Raw genomic sequence first — 22301 nt, 5'->3', positions numbered from 1 at the left:
GGTGCATAACCATTACTATTCGCCGTCACGGCACAACATCACGCAGTAACTCTTTGTTTTTATATTAGTTGAAAACATGGCACGATTTTTTCATGGCACCAACTGCAATATAAAAAATGGGTAATCCGCAACCTGTACAGGAATTCCTCTCATGAAGTCGATTTTTAAAGTCTCCCTGGCCGCACTCTCCCTGGCCTTTGCCGTAAGTTCCCACGCAGCAGACAAACTGGTGGTCGCCACCGACACCGCTTTCGTTCCTTTTGAGTTCAAGCAAGGCGACAAATACGTCGGCTTCGACATCGACCTGTGGGCCGCCGTCGCCAAAGAGCTGAAGCTGGACTACACCCTGAAACCAATGGACTTCGGCGGCATCATTCCGGCGCTGCAGACCAAAAACGTCGATCTGGCGCTGGCCGGCATCACCATCACCGATGAGCGCAAGAAAGCCATCGATTTCTCCGACGGCTACTACAAGAGCGGCCTGCTGGTGATGGTCAACGCCGACAACAACAGCGTGAAAAGCATCGACGATCTGAACGGCAAAGTGGTGGCGGTGAAGAGCGGCACCGGCTCGGTGGATTACGCCAAGCAGCACATCAAAACCAAGGATCTGCGTCAGTTCCCTAACATCGACAACGCCTACATGGAACTGGGCACCAAGCGCGCCGACGCGGTGCTGCACGACACGCCAAACATCCTATACTTCATTAAGACGGCCGGCGCCGGCAAGTTCAAAACCGTCGGCGATTCGCTGGAAGCGCAGCAGTATGGCATCGCCTTCCCTAAAGGCAGCGACGAGCTGCGCGAGAAGGTGAACGGCGCGTTGAAAACGCTGCGCGAGAACGGCACCTATAACGAGATTTACAAGAAGTGGTTCGGCACCGAACCTAAGTAAGCTGTGAATTTGGCAAGCGATTAACTTAAGCACAGGGGGCGCTTAACCCCCTGCGCTTTGTTGTATCTGATACCCACGTTTGGGATCACCGGGAGAAATATCATGCAGTTCGACTGGAGCGCCATCTGGCCCGCCATTCCTATCTTGTTAGAGGGCGCCAAAATGACCCTGTGGATTTCGGTCCTCGGTCTGATTGGCGGCCTGATCATCGGCCTCGTCGCCGGCTTTGCCCGCACCTACGGCGGATGGATAGCCAACCACATCGCGTTGGTGTTTATCGAAGTGATCCGCGGCACGCCGATCGTGGTGCAGGTGATGTTCATCTACTTCGCCTTGCCGATGGCGTTCACCGATTTGCGCATCGATCCTTTCACCGCGGCGGTGGTGACCATCATGATCAACTCCGGCGCCTACATCGCGGAAATCACCCGCGGCGCGGTGCTGTCTATCCATAACGGTTTCCGCGAGGCCGGCCTGGCGCTCGGCCTGTCGCGCCGCGAAACCATCCGCTACGTCATTATGCCGCTGGCGCTGCGCCGCATGCTGCCGCCGCTGGGCAACCAGTGGATCATCAGCATCAAAGACACCTCGCTGTTCATCGTGATCGGCGTGGCGGAGCTGACCCGTCAGGGTCAGGAAATTATTGCCGGTAACTTCCGCGCGCTGGAAATCTGGAGCGCCGTGGCGGTTATCTATCTGATTATTACCCTGGTGCTGAGCTTCGTGCTGCGTCGTCTGGAAAGAAGGATGAAAATCCTGTGATTGAATTTAAAAACGTCTCCAAGCATTTTGGCCAAACCCAGGTGCTGCACAACATCGATTTGAAGATCGACAAAGGCGAAGTAGTGGTGATCATCGGGCCGTCCGGCTCCGGCAAATCCACCCTGCTGCGCTGCATCAACAAGCTGGAAGAAGTCACCAGCGGCGATCTGATCGTCGACGGCCTGAAAGCCAACGATCCGAAAGTGGACGATCGGCTGATCCGCCAGGAAGCCGGCATGGTGTTCCAGCAGTTCTATCTGTTCCCGCACCTGACGGCGCTGGAAAACGTCGCCTTCGGCCCGATCCGCGTGCGCGGCGCGAAGAAGTCCGATGCGGAAAAGCTGGCGCGCGAACTGCTGGCCAAGGTCGGTCTGGCGGAGCGCGCCCACCATTACCCGTCCGAACTGTCGGGCGGCCAGCAGCAGCGCGTGGCGATCGCGCGCGCGCTGGCGGTGAAGCCGAAAATGATGCTGTTCGACGAGCCGACCTCCGCGCTCGATCCGGAGCTGCGCCATGAAGTGCTGAAGGTGATGCAGGATCTGGCCGAGGAAGGCATGACGATGGTCATCGTTACCCATGAAGTCGGCTTTGCCGAAAAAGTGGCGTCGCGCCTGATCTTTATCGACAAGGGCCGGATTGCCGAAGACGGCAACCCGCACGATCTGATCAATCATCCGCCAAGCCCGCGTCTGCAGGAGTTCCTGCAGCACGTGTCCTGATCCTGGCGGTTTAACGGCGGGCGCACCACGCGCCCGCCGCTTTCATTCCGCACGCTCTCCCACGCCCCGTCGCGCCACCTTTCCTACTATATTCATTGTTTTTCATCGTATTGCTTTTACATCCGCCGATCACAGAACGCCAAAGAGAGGAACCATGCCGCCAAACGCAGACTCCCGACGAGGTTCTCATCTGCGAGAACACCTGCTTTTCCTGCTGCTGTTGCTGACCCTGAACGTCTTCGCACCACCGGCCCTGGCGCAAAATGCGCCGCCCGCGCCCGCCGACAAGAGCGAGCAGCAGAAAGCCGCCTACGCCGCGCTGGCTGAGCTGCTGCAAGACGACAAAGCGCGCGCGGAACTCATCAACCACCTGAAACAGACCGCCGGCGACGCCCCCGCCGCCGCGCCGGCAACGCCGGAGGAATCGACGCCCGCTACGCTGAGCGACAGCCTGAACTCGCTGGCGCAGGAAGGCATCGGCACCTTTAACCAAAAGCTCGGCGCGCTGCAAAAGCTGATCGACTCCGGCCCGAAGCGCGTTTTCAATCCCGCCGGCTTTTTCCGCGCGCTGGGCTACTTTCTGCTGACGGTGGCGGTCACCTTTGCGCTGTTCCACCTGATCCGGCGGCTGATCGCGCCGCTGTACAAACGCATGGGCAGTTGGGGACACAATGCGCGGCTACAGCGCGGCCCGTGGTATAAACGCCCCGCCGCCATTCTCGGCGCTTTCGCCATCGATCTGCTGGTACTGCTGCTGGCGCTGGCGGCGGGCAATCTGTTCGCCCGCCACGTCCACGCCGACAGCGCCACCATTCTGCGGCTGCAGACCCTGTTTCTCAGCGCCTTCGCGGTGATTGAATTTTTCAAGGCGGTGCTGCGGCTGATTTTCGCCCCCCGCTTCGACTATCTGCGCCCCTTCCCCTTCAGCGACCGGAGCGCGCACTACTGGAATACGCGCCTCGCCTGGCTCAGCGGCCTGATCGGCTACGGCCTGATGGTGGTGGTGCCGGTGGTGGCGGTCCAGATAAGCTACCCGGCCGCCGCCACCGTCAACCTGGTGGTGATGCTGGCGCTGACGCTGTACGCCATTTGGCTGATCCTGCACAACCGCAAGCCGATACAGCAACAGATCAACCTGCTGGCCGAGCGGTCGATGGCGTTTTTCAGCGTGATCCTGCGCGGGCTGGGGCATATCTGGCATCTGTTGGCGATCGCCTATTTTCTGGTGTTGTTCGTGCTGTCCCAGTTCGACATCGGCAACAGCCTGCGCTTTATGATGAGCGCCACGGTGAAAAGCCTGTTGGTGGTCGGCGTCGGCGCGCTGCTGTCCGGCATGCTGACCCGCTGGATTTTCCGCCGCATTTCACTGCCGACCGACGTCAATCTGCGCTACCCGATGCTCGAGCGGCGCATCAACTCCTACATCCCCAACGGGCTGAAGATACTGCGGGTGATGGTGGTGCTGGCGGTGACGCTGTTCCTGCTCGATGCCTGGCACCTGATCAACCTGTACCAGTGGGCGGGCAGCGAAAATGGCCAGCGGACGCTCGGCGGGCTGGTGCATATCCTGCTGATCCTGTTGATCGCCGTGTTCAGCTGGACGCTGATGGCCAGCATCATCGAGCACCGTCTGGCGCTGGAGCTGAGCAACGGCGTGCGGCCGAGCGCGCGCGAACGCACGCTGCTGACGCTGTTTCGCAACGTGCTGGCTATCGTTATCAGCACCATTACCGTGATGATCGTGCTGTCGCAGGTGGGATTGAACATCGCGCCGCTGCTGGCGGGCGCCGGCGCGCTGGGGCTGGCCATCAGCTTCGGCGCCCAGACGCTGGTGAAAGACGTGATTACCGGCGTGTTCATCCAGTTCGAAAACGGCATGAACACCGGCGAGTACGTCACCGTCAGCGGCATCACCGGCACCGTGGAGCGCATGACCATCCGCTCGATCGGCCTGCGCGACGACTACGGCGTCTACCACATCGTGCCGTACTCCTCGATCACCACGCTGGCCAACTATGCGCGTGAGTTCGGGGTATACCGCGCCAACTACACCGTCAGCCGCGACGAGGACATCGATCGGGTCAATGAGGTGCTGCATCAGGCCGTCGCGGCGCTGAAGCAAGATGAACAGGTGAAGCATTTCCTGATTGGCGAGCCGGTCTTCAACGGCGTGGTGGCGCTGGGAGACCGCTCGTTCACCACCCGCGTGACGGTGCGCACACAGGCGCTGAAACAGTGGGTGGTGCAATACGCCCTCGATCGGCTGGTGAAAATCCATTTCGATCGGGCCGGCATCGGCATGCCGCAGCAGGCGATGCAGATCTCCCGCGCGCCGCAGCCGCATGAAGAGCCGCCGCCTGCCGCGAGCTGAGGCTAACGCCCCTGGCCGCAAGGATGGGCGGCCAGGAAGGCCGCCACGTCCCGCCGGTAGGCGTCGTATTGCACCGAGCGCGGGGCAAACAGGCCCACCACGTTGATCAGCCACGGATGGCGGGCGAACAGCGGTTTGATCATCACGTGGTCTGCTTCGGCGATACGCGTCACCGTCAGCAGCGAGGCCGGGATCGTTTGCCGATACACGCGCTCGGTTTCGTCCGCGTCCACGTTGACGTCGCGCCCGCCCAGGATCAGGTGCACCGGCGTGGCGAAATGCCGCAATCCCGCCGTCGCGTCGCTGGCCATGTTGGCGCGGATAAAACGCCAGCGGTCGGCGCTCAATGCGGCGGTGCCAGACTCGCGACGGTACTGCGCGTAGCCGTCCGGTTGCTCGAGCAGGGTCTGGATATGGCGCCAATGCGCCTCGCGCGCCAGGATCTGCGCTTCATCGTCCCCTGCCGCCGCCATCGCCGCCCGGGTGTTATAGCGCCCTTGCCGCAGCCAGTTGATCGCCGGCGAGAGTGCAAGAGTGAAAGCAATGTCAGGCCGTAAACGCGCCACCTCCGGCATCACCCATCCCGCCTGGCTGGCGCCCCACAGCCCCACGCAGCGCGCATCGAAGCGCCCGTCCCGTCTGGCCCAGTCGATGATATCAGCGGTTTCCCGCGCGCGATCCGCCATGGTCTGATGCAGCCAGTTGCCGCTGGAGCCGCCTACGCCCGGCTTGTCGAAGGATAAAACCGCATAGCCCTGCTGCGCTATCGCCTCCCAAATGCCGTAATAGCCTTCGTCGCGGCTGGCGTTGGCCGGCCCATCGCCGTGTATGAACACCACCACGCCGGGTTTGACCGGCGCATGCTCTGGCAGCACCAGCGTGCCGCTCAGCCGGTTGCCGCCGGCGGTCACCGTGACCGGTTCGGTGACAAAGCGAAAGTCGTTGACGTAAATCACCCAGCCAAGCGCCGCCAAAACCAGCGCCACGAGGCACAGCCCTATTTTGCGCACATCGCCTCCCCGTTGCGTTTCTCCATCAATACCCAATCGGCCTGGCCGAACAGCACCCCCAGCAAGGCGTAGTGCTCTTCGCGCCGTACCAGAAAACCGCAGCGCCGGTACAGGCGCTGCGCATCGACGTTGCGCCGGCTGACGTGCAGATTCAGACGCCGGCCTGCGCCCTGTTCGGCGGCGTAGTCGTTCATCCACTGCAACAGCCGCCTGCCCATCCCTTTGCCGCGCTGGTTTTCCGCCACCGCCAGGTAGGAAAGATACAGCTCATCGGCCGCCGGAGTATGCTGCAATACCACAATTTGCAGATACATGCGCCAAACGTTCAGCCAACCGTAGCGGCGGCATAGCCGCCAAATCGGCAAGGCGCGCGGGCGCAGCCCGCCGTCGCCCTCTGCCTCGGCCGCATTGAGGGCAAAAGCCGCCACCACCTGCTCATCCTGTTTCACTACGAAGCTACGCTCCCGGCTGCCGCTTTGCTGCCAACTCCACAGCCGATAAAACAGACGCCACTGCCGGCGGGCGCTCAAACGGCGCGCGCGCTGGAACTTGTCGCAGAACGCGGCGTAGATCAGCGCCGCCGTTTGCAGGCGGTCAGCGTCGCGATAAGGCTCAATGTGCAGCATATCCACCTCGACTAGGGATGCCGGTAGAGCAGTTGTTCCAACAGCCGCACCGGCGTAGTCTCCTCCGGTGCAGGCGACGCAAAGATCGCCTGCCGCCAGGCCTGGCTTTCGATCACGTCCAGCACCAGCTGCGCGAGCGGTAACGGCGCTATCGCCGCCGCAATTTCACCGGTTTGCTGAGCCTCGGCGATCACCGTCGCCAGCGCCTCAATCAGCTGCCGCTGGTTGGCGCTGAACGGCTCGGCCAACGCCGGGTTGCGCGCCACCTCCGCCACGATCTCCGCCGACAGCTGAACATTGGCCGGTTCGGCGACAAAGGCATGATAGGCGGTGAAAAAAATCGACAGCGCCTGTTTCGGCCGCTTTCTGTCGGCCAATAATCCGGCGGCGAACTCGGCGAATACGCCGTTTTCCAGCAGCGCTATCTCGCCGATCAGCGCCTCCTTGCCGGAAAAATGGTTATAGAGGTTGCCCACGCTGACGCCCGCCGCCTGCGCGATATCCCGCATGCTGGTCTGGTGAAATCCCTGATGGGTAAAGCTGTGCAGCGCGGCCTCGACAATCTTTTCTCGGTTTCCCATCGTCAGTTCCCGAAACGGTGAAGGGGGCGCCTGGCGCCATAAATTGATATTAATGAACGAACGTTCGTTCACATCAAGTCTAGCATAGACCGGTAAAATTGAACCGCAGCTCAACGGCGCAGGCATCGGTGGGGGAAGGCAAACGCCGCCTCGTTTTCAGAGGCGGCGTCCGGCAGACTCAGTGCAGCGCATCGCCCTGCTTCACCGAGGTAAAGGCCTGCATCAGCTTCACGACGTCATGCATGCCGATATTGACCTGGTTAATCACTTCTCCGGCGTCATGGGTCAATGCCACACCGCCGCCGGCCTGTTCCACGCAGGTCGCCATGCCGGCGATCGCCGCCGCCACGCCTTGCTGGATAGACTTGGTCATGCGTTCGATCTCGGTCGCCGCCTTGCGCGACTGTTCCGCCAGCGTGCGCACCTCGTTGGCCACCACCGCAAAACCGCGCCCGTGCTCACCGGCGTGGGCAGCTTCGATGGAGGCGTTAATCGCCAGCAGGTTGGTTTGGGAGGCGATTTTACGAATGGCTTCGACGATGGTGCCGATCTGCTGAGAGCACTTGCCGAGCTCGGTGACCACGTCCGAGGTTTCGCGCGCCGCCGCTTCGACCTGCTGCATGCCCTTCACCGCCTGCTGCACGATGACCGCGCCCTGCGCCGCCTGCCGGTCAGTATCCAGCGACAGATGATGCGCGTTGCGCACCATCTCTTCTTCGTGCTGCTGCTGTTGCATCAATCGGGTGATGTCCTGGGCAATTTTCACCACTTTCACCACCTGGCCTTCATTATCGAGGATCGGGTTGTAACTGGCCTCCAGCCATACCCGTTCGCCGCGCCGGTTGACGCGCTCAAAACGCCCGGTGATGAACTCGCCGCGCGCCAGGCGCTGCCAGTGCCGCCGATAGTCGTCGGAAGCGGCGAACGCCGGCGGGCACAGCACCGCATGCGACTGCCCGCACGCCTCATCCAGCCGATAGCCCATCAGCGCCAGCATATTGTCGTTGGCGCTGACAATGGTGCCCTGCGGCGTGAAAGAAATCATCGCCATCGATCGATTCAGCGCCGCCAGCAGGCTGCGGTGTTCCTGCGCCTGGGTCACTCGCTCGGTCACTTCGCTGGCGATCTTGACGATTTCCACCACCTTACCCTGTTTATTCAGCACCGGCGCGTAGGTGCCCTGCAGCCATACCGTCTCGCCGTTTTTCGCGATGCGTTTTAGGGTGTCCGTGATGGGTTGCCCCTTATTCAGCGTCTCCCAATGCTTGCGGTACAACGGGCTGGCGACATAGTTCGGATCGCAGAAAATACGGTGATGCCGGCCAATCACGTCATCGCGTTGAAATCCCAGCGTGTTGAGGAAGAGATCGTTGGCGCGCAAGACCGTGCCGTCGGGCGAGAATACGATCATGGGAACGGCGTGTTCTATCGCGCCCAGCTCGGCGCCTTTGTGGGTAGTTAACTGACTGAATCGTAACAGCATAAGGTGTAGTCCTTGTGGCAGATGATGGCGCTTTTCTTATTTTGTCTGGCCACATGCCGCGCCCACACGCAGACGTGCCATCGCGGAAGGAACGGGCAGCGCCGAACCTTCTGGTTATTGCTATTAACCGGATTAAATTTATTTATTCAGTAAAGTAATTATTCGAATTTAAATAAACCGACAACCTAAGATTTTTATTATTAAATGCGTAATGAGAATAACGTAAGTGATGAAAATTGAAAGGTAAAATGCGGATTTTTGTCGGCGCCGGCAGGATAACCGGCGCCGGGGAGATTAGCGCCAGCGTTCGGCTGCCCAGGCGGCCTGTTGCTCGGCGTTATGGAAGGTCCAGGCGACGAAGCGGCTGATCTTCTGCCCTTGCGCCATCTCGATGGTGCGCACCTCGGCCGCCCCCGCCACTTTCAACGCATGGTAGATGGCCGGCAACGTGGTGTTTTTCGAGATGAGCGAGGTGAACCACAGGCAGTTGTTGGCCTTGCCGACGCTCTCTGCCACCATCTTGCGCACAAAGGCTTCTTCGCCGCCTTCGCACCACAGCTCGTTGTTCTTGCCGCCGAAGTTTTGCACCGGCTTGTCGGCCACTTCCCCTTTGCCCAGTTTATGCAGCTTGCGCCGGGTGCTGGCGCGCGCTTCCTGCTCGGACGCGTGGAACGGCGGGTTGCACAGGGTGGCGTCGAATTTCTCGGCCGCGCCGATAATGCCGCTGAAAATCAGCTCAGGCTGTTTTTGCAGCCGCAGGCGCACGCTGTTGCGCAGCGTCGGGTTCATCTCGACGATCATCTTGGCCGAGTTGAGCGACACCGGATCGATTTCGGAGCCGGTGAAACGCCAACCGTATTCGCGCAGGCCGACGATCGGGTAAATGCAGTTGGCGCCGACGCCGACGTCGAGGATCGCCACGCCCTTGCCGCGCGGGATCTCGCCGCCGTTGCTGGTCGCCAGCAGATCCGCCAGGTGATGCAGATAGTCGGCGCGGCCGGGGATCGGCGGGCACAGATAATCAGCCGGAATATCCCAGTGTTCGATGCCGTAAAAGTGTTGCAGCAACGCACGGTTGAGCATTTTCACCGCCGCCGGATCGGCGAAGTCCACCGAGACATCGCCCCAGGCGTTCGGTTTTACGAACGGCGCCAGCGCCGGGCAACTGGCGATCAGCGCCGGGAAGTCGTAGCGCGAACGATGACGGTTGCGCGGATGCAGGCCGCTTTTCTGCTGCGGGAAGGTTTTCTTTTTTTCCACCGTGACGGGCTCTCTTGAAGGGATTTCCGGCGCGTAAGATAACACATCCGGCCCGCAATGGCGCAGCGGCGGGAAACCCGGCACAATGAAAGCTTCATCGATTGCCGCAGGGTCTCCCATGAACCGTGAATCTCGTTATTATTATGAACCCGCCGCCGGCCACGGCCTGCCGCACGATCCGCTGAACGCCATCGTCGGCCCGCGCCCCATCGGCTGGATCTCTTCCCGCAGCGCCGCCGGCTTGCGTAATCTGGCGCCCTACAGCTTTTTCAACTGCTTCAACTATCGCCCGCCGATCATCGGTTTCGCCAGCACCGGTTGGAAAGACAGCGTGGCGAATATCGTGGAAACCGGTGAGTTCGTCTGGAACCTGGCGACACGCCCGCTGGCGGAAGCGATGAACCACAGTGCAATCAACCTGCCGCGCGGCGAAGATGAATTCGCCTTCGCCGGCGTCACGCCGCTGCCCGGACGCCGGGTCAAAGCCGAGCGCGTGGCCGAAAGCCCGGTGAACTTCGAATGCCGGCTGACCCAGTGCATTCAGCTGCAAACCGCCGCCGGCGAACAGGTGGAGACCTGGCTGATATTGGGCGAAGTGGTGGCGGTGCACCTCGATCCGGCGCTGCTGGACGAACACGGCGTCTACCAGACCGCCGCTGCCGAACCTATCCTGCGCGCCGGCGGCCCAACCGCCTACTATGGCATTTCCGAACAGCACCGTTTCGATCTGGCGCGCCCGACGCGCTGATCGTCTCCCCCCTGTTTATGCAGAAGATGAACGGGGGAATTAATAATCAAAAAATCTGAACAAAACTGTCAACACTCTCCGATTTCATCCCGCCTGTCACTGCGCAATAATCCTCCCATCGAAAGGCAAACCCCTTTCTCCCTAATTCACTTTGACAGGAATGACCAACATGAAAACCATCAAAACTTTTGCTGCCGCTATCGCCCTGGCTACCGTTTCTTTCACCACTTTCGCCGCTGAACACGTCAGCGCGCAGGATGCCGCCCAATTCGAAAAAGCCGGCGTGATCGTCGCCAGCGGCGCAACCGACCTGAGCAGCCTGAAGTCTCAGCTGGCCGCCAAAGCCGATGCGGCGGGCGCCAAGGCTTTCACCATCACCTCCACCAGCGGCAATAACCTGATGCACGCCACCGCGGTTATCTACAAATAATCGCCGCCCCAGACGTCAAAAAGCCCGCCGGCTATCACCCCGGCGGGCTTTTTTTATGTTCGCGTACGTCAGCGCTGAATGGGCACAACAGCGAATTTCTTGCCGTCCGCTTTGTCAGCAATCCACGCGCCAACAAGCCGGAAAATTCTGTCGCAAACAGGCAGAAACCCTGTATTCAATGGGGTTTGCGGGGGGCTTGCACACACATTTTTTTACCTGCCCATGGCTGGACTAACGGGAGAGGATGATTATCATGTTACGCAGACTACAGATGCAGAGAGCGTTGTATGCAACATATCATTGAAGGTTTCCTCAGTTTCCAGAAAGAGATTTTCCCGCAGCGCAAGGAACTGTTCCGCAGCCTTGCCTCCAGCCAAAATCCCAAAGCGCTGTTTATCTCATGCTCTGACAGCCGTTTAGTGCCTGAGCTGGTCACACAGCAAGAACCTGGGCAGCTTTTCGTTATCCGTAACGCCGGCAACATCGTCCCTTCCTTCGGCCCGGAGCCGGGCGGCGTCTCTGCCACCATCGAGTATGCAGTGGTGGCGTTGGGAGTTACCGATATCGTGATTTGTGGCCACTCGAACTGCGGCGCCATGAAGGCTATCGCGTCTTGCCAGTGCCTCGACCCTATGCCTGCGGTAGCTCACTGGCTGCACTATGCCGATGCGGCAAAAGCGGTGGTCGAGAAGAAAACCTGGAATAGCGAAACAGACAAAGTTAACGCTATGGTGGAAGAGAACGTTATTGCTCAGCTAAATAATATCAAAACCCATCCTTCTGTGGCGGTGGGTCTGCGCAACAGCGGGCTGCGCCTGCACGGCTGGGTGTACGACATCGAAAGCGGCGAAATTCGCACGCTGGATAGAAACACCAAGAGCTTCGTGTCTCTGGCCGATAATCCCGACGTCTATTTCGAATAAAATCACGCCTGGTTTTAACCATTAAATAAAATCCACGCTTCCGCGTGGATTTTATTGTCAGCCTTAAACCAAACGCGCCTCTATCGCCGCAGCGAAGTCGCGGCACATCCGTTCGTCACCGTCGGCATTGTCTGCCAATACCGTCTCGCCATCCACCACCCGAATATGCGCCTGCAAATCGAAATCCGCCGGCGGCTGCGGGCGGGCGGCGGCGGCGGCCATCGTCTGCTGCGCCTCATGCCACGCCTGCGCCACCGTCTGGTTGCAGGCCTGCGCCAGATAGTCCGGATTAAACCCTTCGCCGGTCAGGCTGCGCAGCGTGTCGTCGTGGCTGACGCTGTTACCCGGCAACCAGTAGTGTTGCGCCAGATCCGGGCCAATGGCCGGGTTATCCGTCAGATAACCGTCGCGCTGCAGGAAGAAGTGGCGGGTTTGTTCCACCGCCATCATCGCCAGCAAATAACCCTGATAGGAACAGGCGGACTCCAGCGACAGCAGATGAGGGATCGCCAGCGTCGGGCGCGGGCTGCCGCTGATGCCGAGGATCTTCTGCTCGACCTCGCGCGCCAGCGCGGTGATGGCTTCCGGCGTGCGCTGCTCGTCATCCCACTGATACAACGCCCACTCGAAGTACGGCACCAGCAGGATATGGCGTTCGTTGAACGCGCGCATCGGCTGGCGCGCCGCGATGCCGGCCTCAATCAGCGCATCGGGCACCGCTTCGCCGGCGGCGTTTTTCGCATAGCGCTTCAACCAGTCGGCATCGTCCAGCAGGCTGTCGCAGAACATCGACTGGGTTTCGGCATAGGCCATCGAGGTCGGCGGGAACTCCTGCGAGAAGCACGGCGCATTCTGGCGAATATTGGCGAAGTGCGCCGCGTGGCCGCCCTCGTGGAACAGGGTGTTGAGCCCGTAAGCGCCGCTGCCCACCTGCCCCGGCTGCGCCAGGCTGGTGAAGTTGATGCGCGCCGGCACCCATTCCCCCTGGCGCACAAACGGCGGCACCGGGCCGTGCATAAAGCCATTCTCATACTTGCCTTTGCGCACCAGCAGATCGAGATTCATCTCGGCGCCGCCAAAACCGATGTGCAGACGTTTGAAGCTGTCGACCCAGCGTTCCAGCGAACGGGAAAACGGGAAATAAGGATCCAGTTGGCGGGTGACGTCGCCGGCGCTAGCGAAGCGCACGTTCCACGGCTCCAGCGCCTGGTCGCCCTTGTCGGCCGCCAGCTGCTGCAGGCTGCGCGCGTTGGCCTCGCGGGTTTCCCGCTCGAAGCGATCCAGAATGGCGAACAGCTGCTCCGGCGTCATGCGCTCGGTTTTGTTCACCTTGTAGTCGAAATAGTTGCGATAACCCATCTGGCGCGCAAAGCGGTTGCGCAGGCCGATCAGCTCCGGCAGGCCGTTATGCAGCAGCCATTGCTCCAGATCGCGCAGCGCCTGCTGCGAGCTGCGGCGATAGTCTTCGTTCGGGTTGGTCGCCTGGTTGGTCAACAGCTCGCCGAGCGAAGCCGCCACGCGCTGGCCGTCGGCGTTCAGATGGGTGACCTGATAGCCCTTGCGGCGCGAGTAGAGATCGGACTCGGCGTGGATGATCTGATCCAACAGCGCCTGCGCCTGCGGATCTTCAATGGCGTTGCAGTCGAAAAAGCGCAGCCAACCCTGCAGGCCGTGGATCAGCGCATCGCGCTGCGCCTCCTGCGGCAACGCTTCCAATCCGGCCAGCAGAGTGCGGATCTCCGCCAGCCGGCGCGGTTCGGCGATAAAGCGCTTATAGGCGCTTTCGGCGGCGGAAAAGCGCGCCGAGACGTCTTCACCGCCGGTGCCCATGTAGTTTTGCCAGAACAGCTCTTCTTTGGCGCGGTGTACGTCGAGGTAATCCTGGTTCAATTGATTGAAGTAATCGAGAGCCTGTTGCATAACCGTCCTTCTCAGCCGATGAGGAAATATCCCAGTATAGTCGCGCTCAGGCCTGATGCAGGCGCTGCAGCCCCTGCTCCAGCGTCTCGCTCTCGCCGGCGGCCACCAGACAACAGGCGATCTGCCGCTGAATGGCCAGCGGGATCGCCACCTCGCCGGCCAGGCAGCGCTCGGTCCAGCGCGCGGTGGTTTCCGCGTCTTTCGCCGCCGGCAAGAGCGGCGTTTCATCCTGCAAGGTGCGTTCCAGCAAGATGCGCTGTTCGCCGCCGACGATATGGTGAATCTGCGGGCAGCGCAACGGGTTGGCGTAGGCTTCGCCTTCCGTGCCGTGCATCAACAGCCCGCGGGCGCCGATCTGGCGGAAAAACGACGCCACCCGGCCGACATACTCCGGGTGTGAGACACTGGCGAGGCGCAGCGCATCCTGTTCGCCGAACGGCGTCGCCAGCTTGGCCAACGTATGGGCGCTGTTGCGCACCCCCATGCGCCAACGCAGCCCGAGCTGCCGCGCCAGCGGCGCCGACAGCGTGGAAACCGGCATGAATACCGCCTCGCCGTTATCGAGACGCTGTTGGGCGTGAGCGGTCTGTTCCGACCATGGCAGCCCAAGCGCGCGGAAAATCTCGGCGCTGGTCACGCGGGTGCTGTCGTCCAGCACGCCATGCACCACCACCGGCAGGCCCACTTTCGCCAGCAGCAGCGCCAGCAGCGGCGTCAGGTTGGCCTGCTTGCGCGCGCCGTTGTAGCTCGGCAGCACCACCGGCAATGGCCTCCCCTGCGGCGCCTGCAGCGGCAAGACCTGCTGTTGCATCGCCTGGTAAAAACCCAGCATCTCTTCTTCGGCTTCGCCCTTGATACGCAGCGCGATCAGAATGCCGCCCAACTCCAGCTCGGGGACCTCCCCGGCCAGCATCGCCTGATACAGCTCAAAGGCGGTCTGTCGATCCAGATCGCGCGCATGGTTTTTGCCGCGGCCTATTTCTTTGATAATTTTGGTGTAATCCATCCGAAGGTTCCCTCAGCCCACTCTTCGGTTAGCATACCCTATCCGCGCCGCCGCTCAACCTCCGCCGCCAGTCGCCGCTGCGCTTCATCGCCATCGCGCAGCCCGGCGATCACCCCGCCGGCATCCTCGGCGCTGCGGTTTTGGCTCATTTTCCATTTGCCTTCGCGCCGGGTGACGGCGATCTCAATACCGACGATGCCTTTAAGCTGTGCGGCGATGTAGTTGGCCGGCGCATCCTCGAGCCGCCAGGGTTCAGGACGCCGCCCTTCCTGCTGCGCGGTGAGATCGATCAGTTGGCGGCGCAGCCAGGCCGGGTCGTCCGTCACCGTCGGCACGCCATGCAGTTGCACCACGCTGTAATTCCAGGTCGGCACCACCTTGCCGGTCTGGCGCTTGCTCGGGTACCAGCCGGGCGACACATAGCCCTCCTGGCCCTGAAAAATCACCAGACATTCGGCCACCTGTTGCAACCGCCGCCAGTGTTCGTTGGCGCGCGACAGGTGCCCCCGCAGCCGGAGCTGCCCTTGCTCGACATCGGCCACAAACGGCAGCGGATCGGCCGTCAATCCCTGTTCGCCGTGGCTGACCAGCAGCCCGAGCGGATGGGCGCGCACCAGCGCCAGTTGGGTATCGAGATCGTCTTCGCGAAATGCGGCGGGTTGAAACATCAGTGTGGCTCCTTATCGCTCTCTCATGATGACGACAGTAAAGCACCCGCCGGCGGCCTACTTAAGATCCGCTTTCTGAGTATTTCGAGTGATCCGGTTTAACAAGATCAGGGCGACGCCCATCGCCACCAAATTACAGAGCATCGCACCGGCAAAGGCCTGGGCATAGCGCTCCGCCGCGCCGCCGCTCGCCAACAGCGGCACAAAACCGACGCCGCTGACCACGATGCCCAACGCGCCTCCCACCTGCTGCACGGTGGCGACCAGACCCGCCGCCATCCCCGCCTGCCGCTCCTGCGCCAAACCCAGCACCAGATTCAGCAGCGGCGTCATGCTCAGCGCCTGGCCGAATCCCAACACCACCAACCCCGGCAGCAGCCGCAGCGGATGCGCCAGCGCCTCCCCCCATAGCGCCTGCGCCATCAATAGCGCCAACCCGGCGGCGTAAATCGCCACGCCCACGCTCAGCACGCCGTTGCCCCAACGCAGCGTCAGCCGGGGCGCCAGCATCGAGGCCAGCATAAAGGCCGCGCTGGCCGGGGCGAACAGGCTGCCCGCCTGAAAAGGCGTCAGCCCCGCCCCCGCCTGCAGCAACAGCGCGAAGCACAAGAAAAACGAGGAAGCGGTGGCATAAATCGCCAGCACCACCGCCATACCCGGCGCGAAGCCCGCCTGGCGGAACAGCGCCGGATCGAGCACCGCATCATCACCGCGCTGCGCCAGGCGGCGTTCCCAACGCAGGAAGCCCCACAGCGTCAGCAGCGCCAATGCCAACATCGGCGCGATCCACCACGGCCAACCGCGCGCCGGGCCTTCCAGCAACGGCAGCAGCAACAGCGACAGGCCGGCCGCCGCCAGCCACAGGCCGACGCCGTCCAGCCGCTGCGCCTGCGCCACCCGCGATTCGGGAATGCGCCGCGCCGCCCACAGCGCCAGCGCGCCGATAGGCAAATTGATCAAAAAGATCATGCGCCAGCCGCTGCCGAACAGGTTGGCCTCAATGATAAATCCGCCGAGGATCTGGCCGAAGATTGCCGCCAACCCCAGTGTCATGCCCAGCCAGGCGAAAGCGCGCCGCCGCTGTTGCGGCGCGTACAGCACCCGCATCAAGGCGTAAATTTGCGGGAACAACAGCGCCGCCGCCGCCCCCTGCAGGATACGCGCGGCGATCAGCAGGCTGAGCGATCCCGCCAGTCCGCACAACAGGGAACTCAGCGTGAATCCCAGCATGCCGAGGCTGAACAGACGCCGACGCCCGAAGCGATCGCCCAGACGCCCACCGGCGATCAACAGCACCCCAAACGCCAGTTCATAACCGGCGACGATCAAACCGATACCGGCGAAATCGGCGGCGAACTGTTGCTGGATCACCGGCGCCGCCACGTTGACCACAAACAGATCGAACACCGTGACGAAACCGCCCAACAGCAGCACCGGCAGGCCGGGTAATCCCCGCCGTTCAACAGATAATGAATGTTCCATACCACCTCCAGAGATTATGATGGTCGCAGTATGGAATAGAGTTTAAACTGTTACTATATAGCCATTTATACTATTACTGACAGCAACAGGACGGCCGACATGCCCCCACGCACCCTCGAACGCACCCGCCACGAACTGGGGGATTTTCTGCGGCAAAAGCGAGAACAACTGTCGCCGGAGGCAGTCGGCTTGCCGAGCGGCAGCCGCCGCCGCACGCCGGGCTTGCGGCGCGAGGAGGTGGCGGCGCTGGCCGGCGTCGGCCTCACCTGGTACACCTGGCTGGAGCAAGGCAGGGAAATCAATGCGTCGGTGACGTTTTTGGAAAATCTGGCGCGGGTGCTGCAGCTCGACGCCGCCGGCCGCTACCACCTGTTTTTATTGGCGCATCAGCGCCCGCCGGTGCCGGTCGGCCATCAGTGGTGCCAGGTTTCGCCGTTGGTGCGGCGCCTGCTGGACGACCTGACGCTGCGGCCGGCCTACGTCATGAACCTCAGTTGGGACATCATCGCCTGGAATCCGGCGGCGCAGCGGCTGTTCGCCATCGGCGAGCGCCCGGCGCAAGAGCGCAACATGTTGTGGATGCTGTTTGCCGATCCGCAGCTCAATGCGCGCCTGCTGGAGTGGCGGGCGCAGGCGCCGCAAATCCTGGCCAGCTTCCGCCGCGACTACGCCCGTGCGCCGGAGGATGAGGTGATGCGCCAACGGGTACAGGCGCTGGAGCAGGTATCGCCGCAGTTCCGCCAGCTCTGGCGGCAGCATGATATTCACGGACGTTGCCAGGGGCGGCGCAGCTTCACCCTCCCGGAGATCGGCCCGGTCACCTTTGACCACGCCTCTTTCATCGTCGACGAAGAGAACCACCTGCGGCTGGTGATGTACAGCGCGCTGCCGGACGAACCGGCCAGCGCGGCGTTTGAAGCGCTGCTGCGCGAAGATTAACGACGGCTGTCGAAAATGAGTTTGCAGGCCAGCCCGGCGAACACGCCGCTCAGCAGATAGTTCGGCCAGCGGGCGCTGAAACGGCGGCCGACAAAACGGCTTTTCATGCCGCTGACCGCCAGGATCACCCCGCCGTTAATCAGCAAGCCGACCAGATTCAGCACCGTCGCCAGCGCCAGCATCTGCACCACCACCGAGCCGGCGCGCGGATCGATAAACTGCGGGAACAGCGCCAGCACGAACAGCGCCATCTTCGGGTTGAGGATGTTGGTGAACAATCCCTGACGGAAAATGCGCGCCGTCGGCACCGCCTGCAACCCGGCGGAAGCCTGCAGACTGCTGCCGGATCGCAGCGTTTTCCACGCCAGATAGAGCAGATAGGCCGCGCCCAACATTCTCACCGCGTCGTAAGCCAGGGGTACGGCGACGAACAGTTGCGACAACCCCAGCGCCGCCGCCAGCGCGTGGCAGTACGTGCCGAGCTGGATGCCCGCCAGCGAAGCGAAACCGGCGCGCCGCCCCTGGCTGACGCTGCGCGAAGCGATCAGCAGCATATCCGGGCCGGGGGTCAGCGCCAGCGCCACGCAGGCGCCGGAAAACAACAACAGCGTTGCGGCATCAATCATGAATCACCTGATAAGAAGACGGACGGGGATGGAGCCTCCATCATAGCGACGCCGACGTGGCTTGTCAGCGCCGCTCGCGTCAGATCACCCACAAATCGAGGTACTCGTTGACCGGCATCTGCGCCAGCCGCTGCCGATCCAGCGACACCTCGAGAATGCGCTGCTGCTGCAGGGCCGGGAACTGGCGCGCCAGGTTGGTTTTGAACTTCTCGATCAGCAGCGGGATGCCCGCTTCGCGCCGCCGCGCATGGCCGATAGGGTACTCCACCGCCACCTCATCCAGACGGCTGCCGTCGGTGAACTCCACCGTCAGCGCATTGGCGATCGAGCGTTTTTCCGGATCGTGATAATCGCGCGTGAAGGCGGGATCTTCATGGCAGTGGATCTTGCCGCGCAATGCGTCGATGCGCGGATCCTCGGCCACCCGATCCTCGTAATCGGCCGCCGTCAGCCGGCCGAACAGCAGCGGGATCGCCACCATATACTGAATGCAGTGATCGCGATCCGCCGGGTTATCCAGCGGCCCTTGCTTGTCGATAATGCGCAGGCAGGCCTCGTGGGTGCGGATGCTCACCCTGGCGATATCGGCGGCGGTTTTGCCGGCGGCCTGCATCTGGCGGTGCAGCGTCATGGCCGCCTCCACGGCGGTCTGGGCATGGAACTCCGCCGGGAACGAAATTTTAAACAGCACATTCTCCATCACATACGCGCCGTACGGCCGCTGGAAGCGGAAAGGTTTGCCGTTGAACGAGACGTCGTAGAACCCCCAGGTCGGCGCCGTGAGCGCCGAGGGATAGCCCATCTCGCCGGTGGCGGCCATCAGCGCCAGCCGCACTGCGCGCGCGGTCGCATCCCCCGCCGCCCAGGATTTGCGGGTGCCGGCGTTCGGCGCATGGCGATAAGTGCGCAGCGACTGCCCGTCCACCCACGCCAGCGACACCGCGTTCAGGATCGCCTCGCGGCTCAGGCCGAGCAGCTGCGCCACCACCGCGGTGGACGCCACCTTCACCAGCAGCACGTGATCCAACCCCACCCGGTTGAAGGCGTTTTCCAGCGCCAGGCAGCCCTGGATCTCGTGCGCCTTAATCATGGCGATCAGCACCTGCCGCATGGTCAGCGGTGCTTTGCCCGCCGCCACCGCCTGGCGAGAGAGCCAATCGGCCACCGCCAGGATCCCGCCCAGGTTGTCCGACGGGTGGCCCCACTCCGCCGCCAGCCAGGTATCGTTGAAATCGAGCCAGCGGATCATGGCGCCGATATTGAACGCCGCCTGCACCGGATCCAGCTGGAAACGGGTGCCCGGCACCCGACTGCCGTTCAGCACCTCGGCGCCCGGCACCACCGGCCCCATCAGTTTCTTGCAGGCCGGGTAGCTCAGCGCCTCCAGCCCGCAGCCGAGGGTATCGAGCAGGCAATAGTGGGCGGTGCGGTACGCCGCCGGGGTATCGACGGCCTCTTTCATCACATAATCGACGATATCGACCATCTCGCGATCGAACGGCGGACGGCCGGTGTTGGCAGACTCAAGCATCATGATCCCCAAAGGCTCCATAGTGAAAACGACACGATAACGATCGGCGCTCAGCGCTGATCCAGCGGTACGAACGCCCGCGCTTCCGGCCCGGTATAGTTGGCGGACGGGCGAATGATTTTGTTGTCCTGCCGTTGCTCGATGATGTGCGCCGACCAGCCGCTCACCCGCGCCATGACAAACAGCGGCGTGAACATTTCGGTAGGCACCCCCAGCTGGTGGTAAGACACCGCCGAGAACCAGTCGAGGTTGGGGAACATGTTTTTGGTGTCGCGCATCACGCTTTCCAGCCGGTCGGCGATGTCATACAGCTTCATCGCGCCCGCTTCCTGCGACAGGCGCAGCGCGATCTCTTTGATCACCTGATGGCGCGGATCGGAGACGGTGTACACCGGGTGCCCGAAGCCGATCACCACCTCTTTGTTGTCGATGCGGCGGCGAATGTCGGCTTCCGCTTCGTCCGGCGTTTCATAGCGTTGCTGGATCTCCAGCGATACCTCGTTGGCGCCGCCGTGCTTCGGCCCGCGCAGCGCGCCAATGGCGCCGACGATCGCCGAATAGACGTCGGATCCGGTGCCGGCGATCACCCGGCCGGCGAAGGTCGAGGCGTTGAACTCATGCTCGGCGTACAGGATCAGTGACGCATGCATGGCCTGCTCCCAGCTGGCGGAAGGCGCTGCGCCGTGCAGCAGATGCAGGAAGTGGCCGCCGATGGAGTCGTCGTCGGTCTCCGGCTGAATGCGCTCGCCGTTGTGGCTGTAGTGATACCAATAGAGCAGCATCGATCCCAACGACGCCAGCAGCCGATCGGCGATGTCGCGTGCGCCGGCCGCGCCGTGCTGTTCTTTTTCCGGCAGGGTGCAGCCGAGGGCCGAAACGCCGGTGCGCATCACGTCCATCGGGTGAGACGCCGCCGGCAGCGCCTCCAGCACCGTGCGCACGCTGGCGGGCAGGCCGCGCAGCGCTTTGAGACGGTGTTTATAGGCCTGCAGCTCGTCGCGGTTGGGCAACTTGCCGTGGATCAGCAGATGGGCGACCTCTTCAAACTCGCAGTGGCGCGCGAGATCGAGAATGTCGTAACCGCGATAGTGCAGATCGTTGCCGCTGCGTCCTACGGAACACAGCGCGGTATTCCCGGCGGGCACGCCGGATAACGCCACGGATTTTTTCGGCTTAACGCCAGTCGGGCTTTGCGGGGGGATCGCTTGGCTCATACTGTCCTCATTTGGCTTCTGCGTGAATGGCGCTTATTCGTCGCGCTGGCGAGCGAACAGAGCGTCGAGTTTCTCTTCGAACAAATAGTAGTTGATGCTTTCGTACAGCTCGTTGCGGGTCTGCATGGTGTCGATGACGCTTTTCTGCGTGCCCTCCTCGCGCAGGGCGCGGTACACCCGCTCCGCCGCCCGGTTCATCGCCCGAAAGGCCGACAGCGGATACAGCGCCATATCCACCCGGGCGCTGCGCAGCTCGTCGGTGGTGAACAGCGGCGTCGCGCCGAATTCGGTGATGTTGGCGAGGATCGGCACCTGCGTCGCTTCGGCGAAGCGGCGGTACATGCCCAGCTCGGTGATCGCCTCCGGAAACAGCATGTCGGCCCCGGCCGCCACGTAAGCCTGAGCGCGCTCGATGGCCGCCTCCAGCCCCTCCACCGCCAGCGCATCGGTGCGCGCCATGATCACGAAGTCCGGATCGCTGCGCGCATCCACCGCCGCCTTGATGCGATCCACCATCTCTTCGGTGGAGACGATGGCCTTATTGGGCCGATGGCCGCAGCGCTTGGCGCCAACCTGATCTTCGATATGCAGCGCCGCCGCCCCGGCCTTGCTCACCGCGCGCACCGTGCGGGCGACGTTGAACGCCGATGCGCCGAAACCGCTGTCGACATCCACCAGCAGCGGCAGCGGGCAGACGTCGGTGATGCGGCGAATATCGGTCAACACATCGTCCAGCGTCGAAATGCCCAGATCCGGCAGCCCCAGCGAACCGGCCGCCACGCCGCCGCCGGAAAGATAGATGGCCTGGAACCCCGCCCGCTGGGCCAGCAGGGCATGGTTGGCGTTGATCGCGCCGGCGATTTGCAGGGGTTTCTCTTTACTCAGGGCCTGACGAAAGGCGAGCCCGGGTGAGCGCAGCGTCATGACGTTCTCTCCGATTAGCTAGATGGAACAGACAGAGCAAGGGACGGGCCAGGTTGCACTTTGGCGGGGAAAAAATTAAAAGCGATAAAAATAAGTGAGTTATAAAATTCGCGTCGCCATTGGGCAGACCAAGCGATAAAAAACGTTTCAGTTAACGTTTCAATCGCTGTTTCACGCGGCATG

At 62.2% G+C, this 22301-nt stretch carries 21 protein-coding genes; 8 read left to right on the top strand and 13 right to left on the bottom strand.

The window, feature by feature from the left end:
* Window positions 1-151: 151 nt before the first annotated feature.
* The 4 genes from glnH (at window position 152) to ybiO (ending at window position 4747) form a co-directional block, all read left to right on the top strand.
* Window positions 152-895 (top strand): glutamine ABC transporter substrate-binding protein GlnH, encoded by a 744-nt coding sequence (glnH, locus tag AC2CGI_RS08305; protein WP_004939223.1) that lies wholly within the window; start codon window positions 152-154, stop codon window positions 893-895.
* A 102-nt stretch (window positions 896-997) separates the two neighbouring features.
* On the top strand, window positions 998-1657 hold the full coding sequence (gene glnP, locus AC2CGI_RS08300) for a glutamine ABC transporter permease GlnP (protein ID WP_004939229.1): 660 nt from the start codon (window positions 998-1000) through the stop codon (window positions 1655-1657).
* Window positions 1654-2376, top strand: coding sequence for a glutamine ABC transporter ATP-binding protein GlnQ (gene glnQ / locus AC2CGI_RS08295; RefSeq protein WP_004939230.1), 723 nt, complete (start codon window positions 1654-1656; stop codon window positions 2374-2376). Before glnP ends, glnQ begins: the two co-directional genes overlap by 4 nt.
* Window positions 2377-2530: 154 nt before the next feature.
* The gene (gene ybiO / locus AC2CGI_RS08290; protein WP_015377154.1) at window positions 2531-4747 is read left to right on the top strand and encodes a mechanosensitive channel protein; all 2217 of its coding nucleotides are present in this window, start codon (window positions 2531-2533) and stop codon (window positions 4745-4747) included.
* Between the two features lie 2 nt (window positions 4748-4749).
* On the opposite strand, the gene AC2CGI_RS08285 is transcribed toward ybiO, so the two are convergent.
* The 5 genes from AC2CGI_RS08285 to rlmF form a co-directional block, all read right to left on the bottom strand.
* A complete protein-coding gene (locus tag AC2CGI_RS08285; RefSeq protein ID WP_076740432.1) occupies window positions 4750-5757 on the bottom strand; it encodes an alpha/beta hydrolase family protein in 1008 nt (335 codons plus the stop codon).
* Window positions 5745-6383 carry a GNAT family N-acetyltransferase gene (locus AC2CGI_RS08280; protein ID WP_141173979.1) on the bottom strand — a complete coding sequence of 213 codons (639 nt, stop codon included), beginning with the start codon at window positions 6381-6383 and terminating at the stop codon, window positions 5745-5747. Before AC2CGI_RS08280 ends, AC2CGI_RS08285 begins: the two co-directional genes overlap by 13 nt.
* Before the next feature lie 11 nt (window positions 6384-6394).
* Window positions 6395-6964, bottom strand: a complete 570-nt coding sequence (locus tag AC2CGI_RS08275) for a TetR/AcrR family transcriptional regulator (RefSeq protein ID WP_004939249.1) — start codon at window positions 6962-6964, stop codon at window positions 6395-6397.
* A 178-nt stretch (window positions 6965-7142) separates the two neighbouring features.
* Window positions 7143-8447 carry a methyl-accepting chemotaxis protein gene (locus tag AC2CGI_RS08270; protein ID WP_015377151.1) on the bottom strand — a complete coding sequence of 435 codons (1305 nt, stop codon included), beginning with the start codon at window positions 8445-8447 and terminating at the stop codon, window positions 7143-7145.
* Between the two features lie 294 nt (window positions 8448-8741).
* Window positions 8742-9707: a 23S rRNA (adenine(1618)-N(6))-methyltransferase RlmF gene (rlmF, locus tag AC2CGI_RS08265; protein ID WP_175628150.1), complete on the bottom strand. Its 966-nt coding sequence runs from the start codon at window positions 9705-9707 to the stop codon at window positions 8742-8744.
* A gap of 118 nt (window positions 9708-9825) precedes the next feature.
* Between rlmF and AC2CGI_RS08260 the strand changes: the two genes are divergently transcribed.
* From AC2CGI_RS08260 to AC2CGI_RS08250, 3 genes are all read left to right on the top strand, one after another.
* Window positions 9826-10455, top strand: coding sequence for a flavin reductase family protein (locus AC2CGI_RS08260; RefSeq protein ID WP_015377149.1), 630 nt, complete (start codon window positions 9826-9828; stop codon window positions 10453-10455).
* 169 nt (window positions 10456-10624) lie between these two features.
* The gene (gene bhsA / locus AC2CGI_RS08255; protein ID WP_015377148.1) at window positions 10625-10885 is read left to right on the top strand and encodes a multiple stress resistance protein BhsA; all 261 of its coding nucleotides are present in this window, start codon (window positions 10625-10627) and stop codon (window positions 10883-10885) included.
* A gap of 287 nt (window positions 10886-11172) precedes the next feature.
* Entirely contained in the window at window positions 11173-11808 is a 636-nt protein-coding gene (locus AC2CGI_RS08250) for a carbonic anhydrase (protein WP_004939270.1), read from the top strand.
* A gap of 63 nt (window positions 11809-11871) precedes the next feature.
* Here AC2CGI_RS08250 and AC2CGI_RS08245 read toward each other — a convergent pair whose 3' ends face one another.
* The 4 genes from AC2CGI_RS08245 to AC2CGI_RS08230 are packed head-to-tail and all read right to left on the bottom strand — an operon-like array spanning window position 11872 to window position 16884.
* Window positions 11872-13728, bottom strand: coding sequence for a M3 family metallopeptidase (locus AC2CGI_RS08245; RefSeq protein WP_015377147.1), 1857 nt, complete (start codon window positions 13726-13728; stop codon window positions 11872-11874).
* 46 nt (window positions 13729-13774) lie between these two features.
* A complete protein-coding gene (gene ybiB / locus AC2CGI_RS08240) occupies window positions 13775-14734 on the bottom strand; it encodes a DNA-binding protein YbiB (protein WP_049239870.1) in 960 nt (319 codons plus the stop codon).
* Window positions 14735-14772: 38 nt separating this feature from the next.
* The gene (locus tag AC2CGI_RS08235) at window positions 14773-15402 is read right to left on the bottom strand and encodes an FMN-binding negative transcriptional regulator (protein ID WP_076740433.1); all 630 of its coding nucleotides are present in this window, start codon (window positions 15400-15402) and stop codon (window positions 14773-14775) included.
* 57 nt (window positions 15403-15459) lie between these two features.
* The gene (locus tag AC2CGI_RS08230; RefSeq protein ID WP_076740434.1) at window positions 15460-16884 is read right to left on the bottom strand and encodes an MFS transporter; all 1425 of its coding nucleotides are present in this window, start codon (window positions 16882-16884) and stop codon (window positions 15460-15462) included.
* 99 nt (window positions 16885-16983) lie between these two features.
* Here AC2CGI_RS08230 and AC2CGI_RS08225 point away from each other — a divergent pair, with 99 nt between their 5' ends.
* Entirely contained in the window at window positions 16984-17823 is an 840-nt protein-coding gene (locus AC2CGI_RS08225) for a helix-turn-helix transcriptional regulator (protein WP_004939285.1), read from the top strand.
* Here the strand turns inward: AC2CGI_RS08225 and AC2CGI_RS08220 are convergent.
* The 4 genes from AC2CGI_RS08220 to prpB all read right to left on the bottom strand — a co-directional run bounded on the left by AC2CGI_RS08220 (window position 17820) and on the right by prpB (window position 22118).
* Window positions 17820-18449: a LysE family translocator gene (locus AC2CGI_RS08220; protein ID WP_015377143.1), complete on the bottom strand. Its 630-nt coding sequence runs from the start codon at window positions 18447-18449 to the stop codon at window positions 17820-17822. The two genes, AC2CGI_RS08225 and AC2CGI_RS08220, sit on opposite strands and share 4 nt — an antisense overlap.
* 79 nt (window positions 18450-18528) lie before the next feature.
* Complete coding sequence (locus AC2CGI_RS08215; RefSeq protein WP_049239873.1) at window positions 18529-19980, bottom strand: bifunctional 2-methylcitrate dehydratase/aconitate hydratase; 1452 nt, start codon at window positions 19978-19980, stop codon at window positions 18529-18531.
* A gap of 50 nt (window positions 19981-20030) precedes the next feature.
* A complete protein-coding gene (gene prpC, locus AC2CGI_RS08210; RefSeq protein WP_004939298.1) occupies window positions 20031-21194 on the bottom strand; it encodes a bifunctional 2-methylcitrate synthase/citrate synthase in 1164 nt (387 codons plus the stop codon).
* A 33-nt stretch (window positions 21195-21227) separates the two neighbouring features.
* On the bottom strand, window positions 21228-22118 hold the full coding sequence (gene prpB / locus AC2CGI_RS08205; RefSeq protein ID WP_015377140.1) for a methylisocitrate lyase: 891 nt from the start codon (window positions 22116-22118) through the stop codon (window positions 21228-21230).
* Between the last annotated feature and the right edge of the window lie 183 nt (window positions 22119-22301).

It is taken from the genome of Serratia sp. LSHTC3, assembly GCF_057197125.1.
Note: the sequence above shows the minus strand (reverse complement) of the source record. Positions and strands in the feature narration are given on the sequence as shown.

What these genes read in the sequence shown, in the direction of transcription:
- glnH (WP_004939223.1), top strand. Translation starts at nt 152, where the DNA reads ATGAAGTCGATTTTTAAAGTCTCCCTGGCCGCACTCTCCCTGGCCTTT.
- glnP (WP_004939229.1), top strand. Translation starts at nt 998, where the DNA reads ATGCAGTTCGACTGGAGCGCCATCTGGCCCGCCATTCCTATCTTGTTA.
- ybiO (WP_015377154.1), top strand. Translation starts at nt 2,531, where the DNA reads ATGCCGCCAAACGCAGACTCCCGACGAGGTTCTCATCTGCGAGAACAC.
- AC2CGI_RS08280 (WP_141173979.1), bottom strand. Translation starts at nt 6,383, where the DNA reads ATGCTGCACATTGAGCCTTATCGCGACGCTGACCGCCTGCAAACGGCG.
- AC2CGI_RS08275 (WP_004939249.1), bottom strand. Translation starts at nt 6,964, where the DNA reads ATGGGAAACCGAGAAAAGATTGTCGAGGCCGCGCTGCACAGCTTTACC.
- AC2CGI_RS08270 (WP_015377151.1), bottom strand. Translation starts at nt 8,447, where the DNA reads ATGCTGTTACGATTCAGTCAGTTAACTACCCACAAAGGCGCCGAGCTG.
- AC2CGI_RS08260 (WP_015377149.1), top strand. Translation starts at nt 9,826, where the DNA reads ATGAACCGTGAATCTCGTTATTATTATGAACCCGCCGCCGGCCACGGC.
- bhsA (WP_015377148.1), top strand. Translation starts at nt 10,625, where the DNA reads ATGAAAACCATCAAAACTTTTGCTGCCGCTATCGCCCTGGCTACCGTT.
- AC2CGI_RS08250 (WP_004939270.1), top strand. Translation starts at nt 11,173, where the DNA reads ATGCAACATATCATTGAAGGTTTCCTCAGTTTCCAGAAAGAGATTTTC.
- AC2CGI_RS08245 (WP_015377147.1), bottom strand. Translation starts at nt 13,728, where the DNA reads ATGCAACAGGCTCTCGATTACTTCAATCAATTGAACCAGGATTACCTC.
- ybiB (WP_049239870.1), bottom strand. Translation starts at nt 14,734, where the DNA reads ATGGATTACACCAAAATTATCAAAGAAATAGGCCGCGGCAAAAACCAT.
- AC2CGI_RS08235 (WP_076740433.1), bottom strand. Translation starts at nt 15,402, where the DNA reads ATGTTTCAACCCGCCGCATTTCGCGAAGACGATCTCGATACCCAACTG.
- AC2CGI_RS08230 (WP_076740434.1), bottom strand. Translation starts at nt 16,884, where the DNA reads ATGGAACATTCATTATCTGTTGAACGGCGGGGATTACCCGGCCTGCCG.
- AC2CGI_RS08225 (WP_004939285.1), top strand. Translation starts at nt 16,984, where the DNA reads ATGCCCCCACGCACCCTCGAACGCACCCGCCACGAACTGGGGGATTTT.
- AC2CGI_RS08220 (WP_015377143.1), bottom strand. Translation starts at nt 18,449, where the DNA reads ATGATTGATGCCGCAACGCTGTTGTTGTTTTCCGGCGCCTGCGTGGCG.
- AC2CGI_RS08215 (WP_049239873.1), bottom strand. Translation starts at nt 19,980, where the DNA reads ATGCTTGAGTCTGCCAACACCGGCCGTCCGCCGTTCGATCGCGAGATG.
- prpC (WP_004939298.1), bottom strand. Translation starts at nt 21,194, where the DNA reads ATGAGCCAAGCGATCCCCCCGCAAAGCCCGACTGGCGTTAAGCCGAAA.
- prpB (WP_015377140.1), bottom strand. Translation starts at nt 22,118, where the DNA reads ATGACGCTGCGCTCACCCGGGCTCGCCTTTCGTCAGGCCCTGAGTAAA.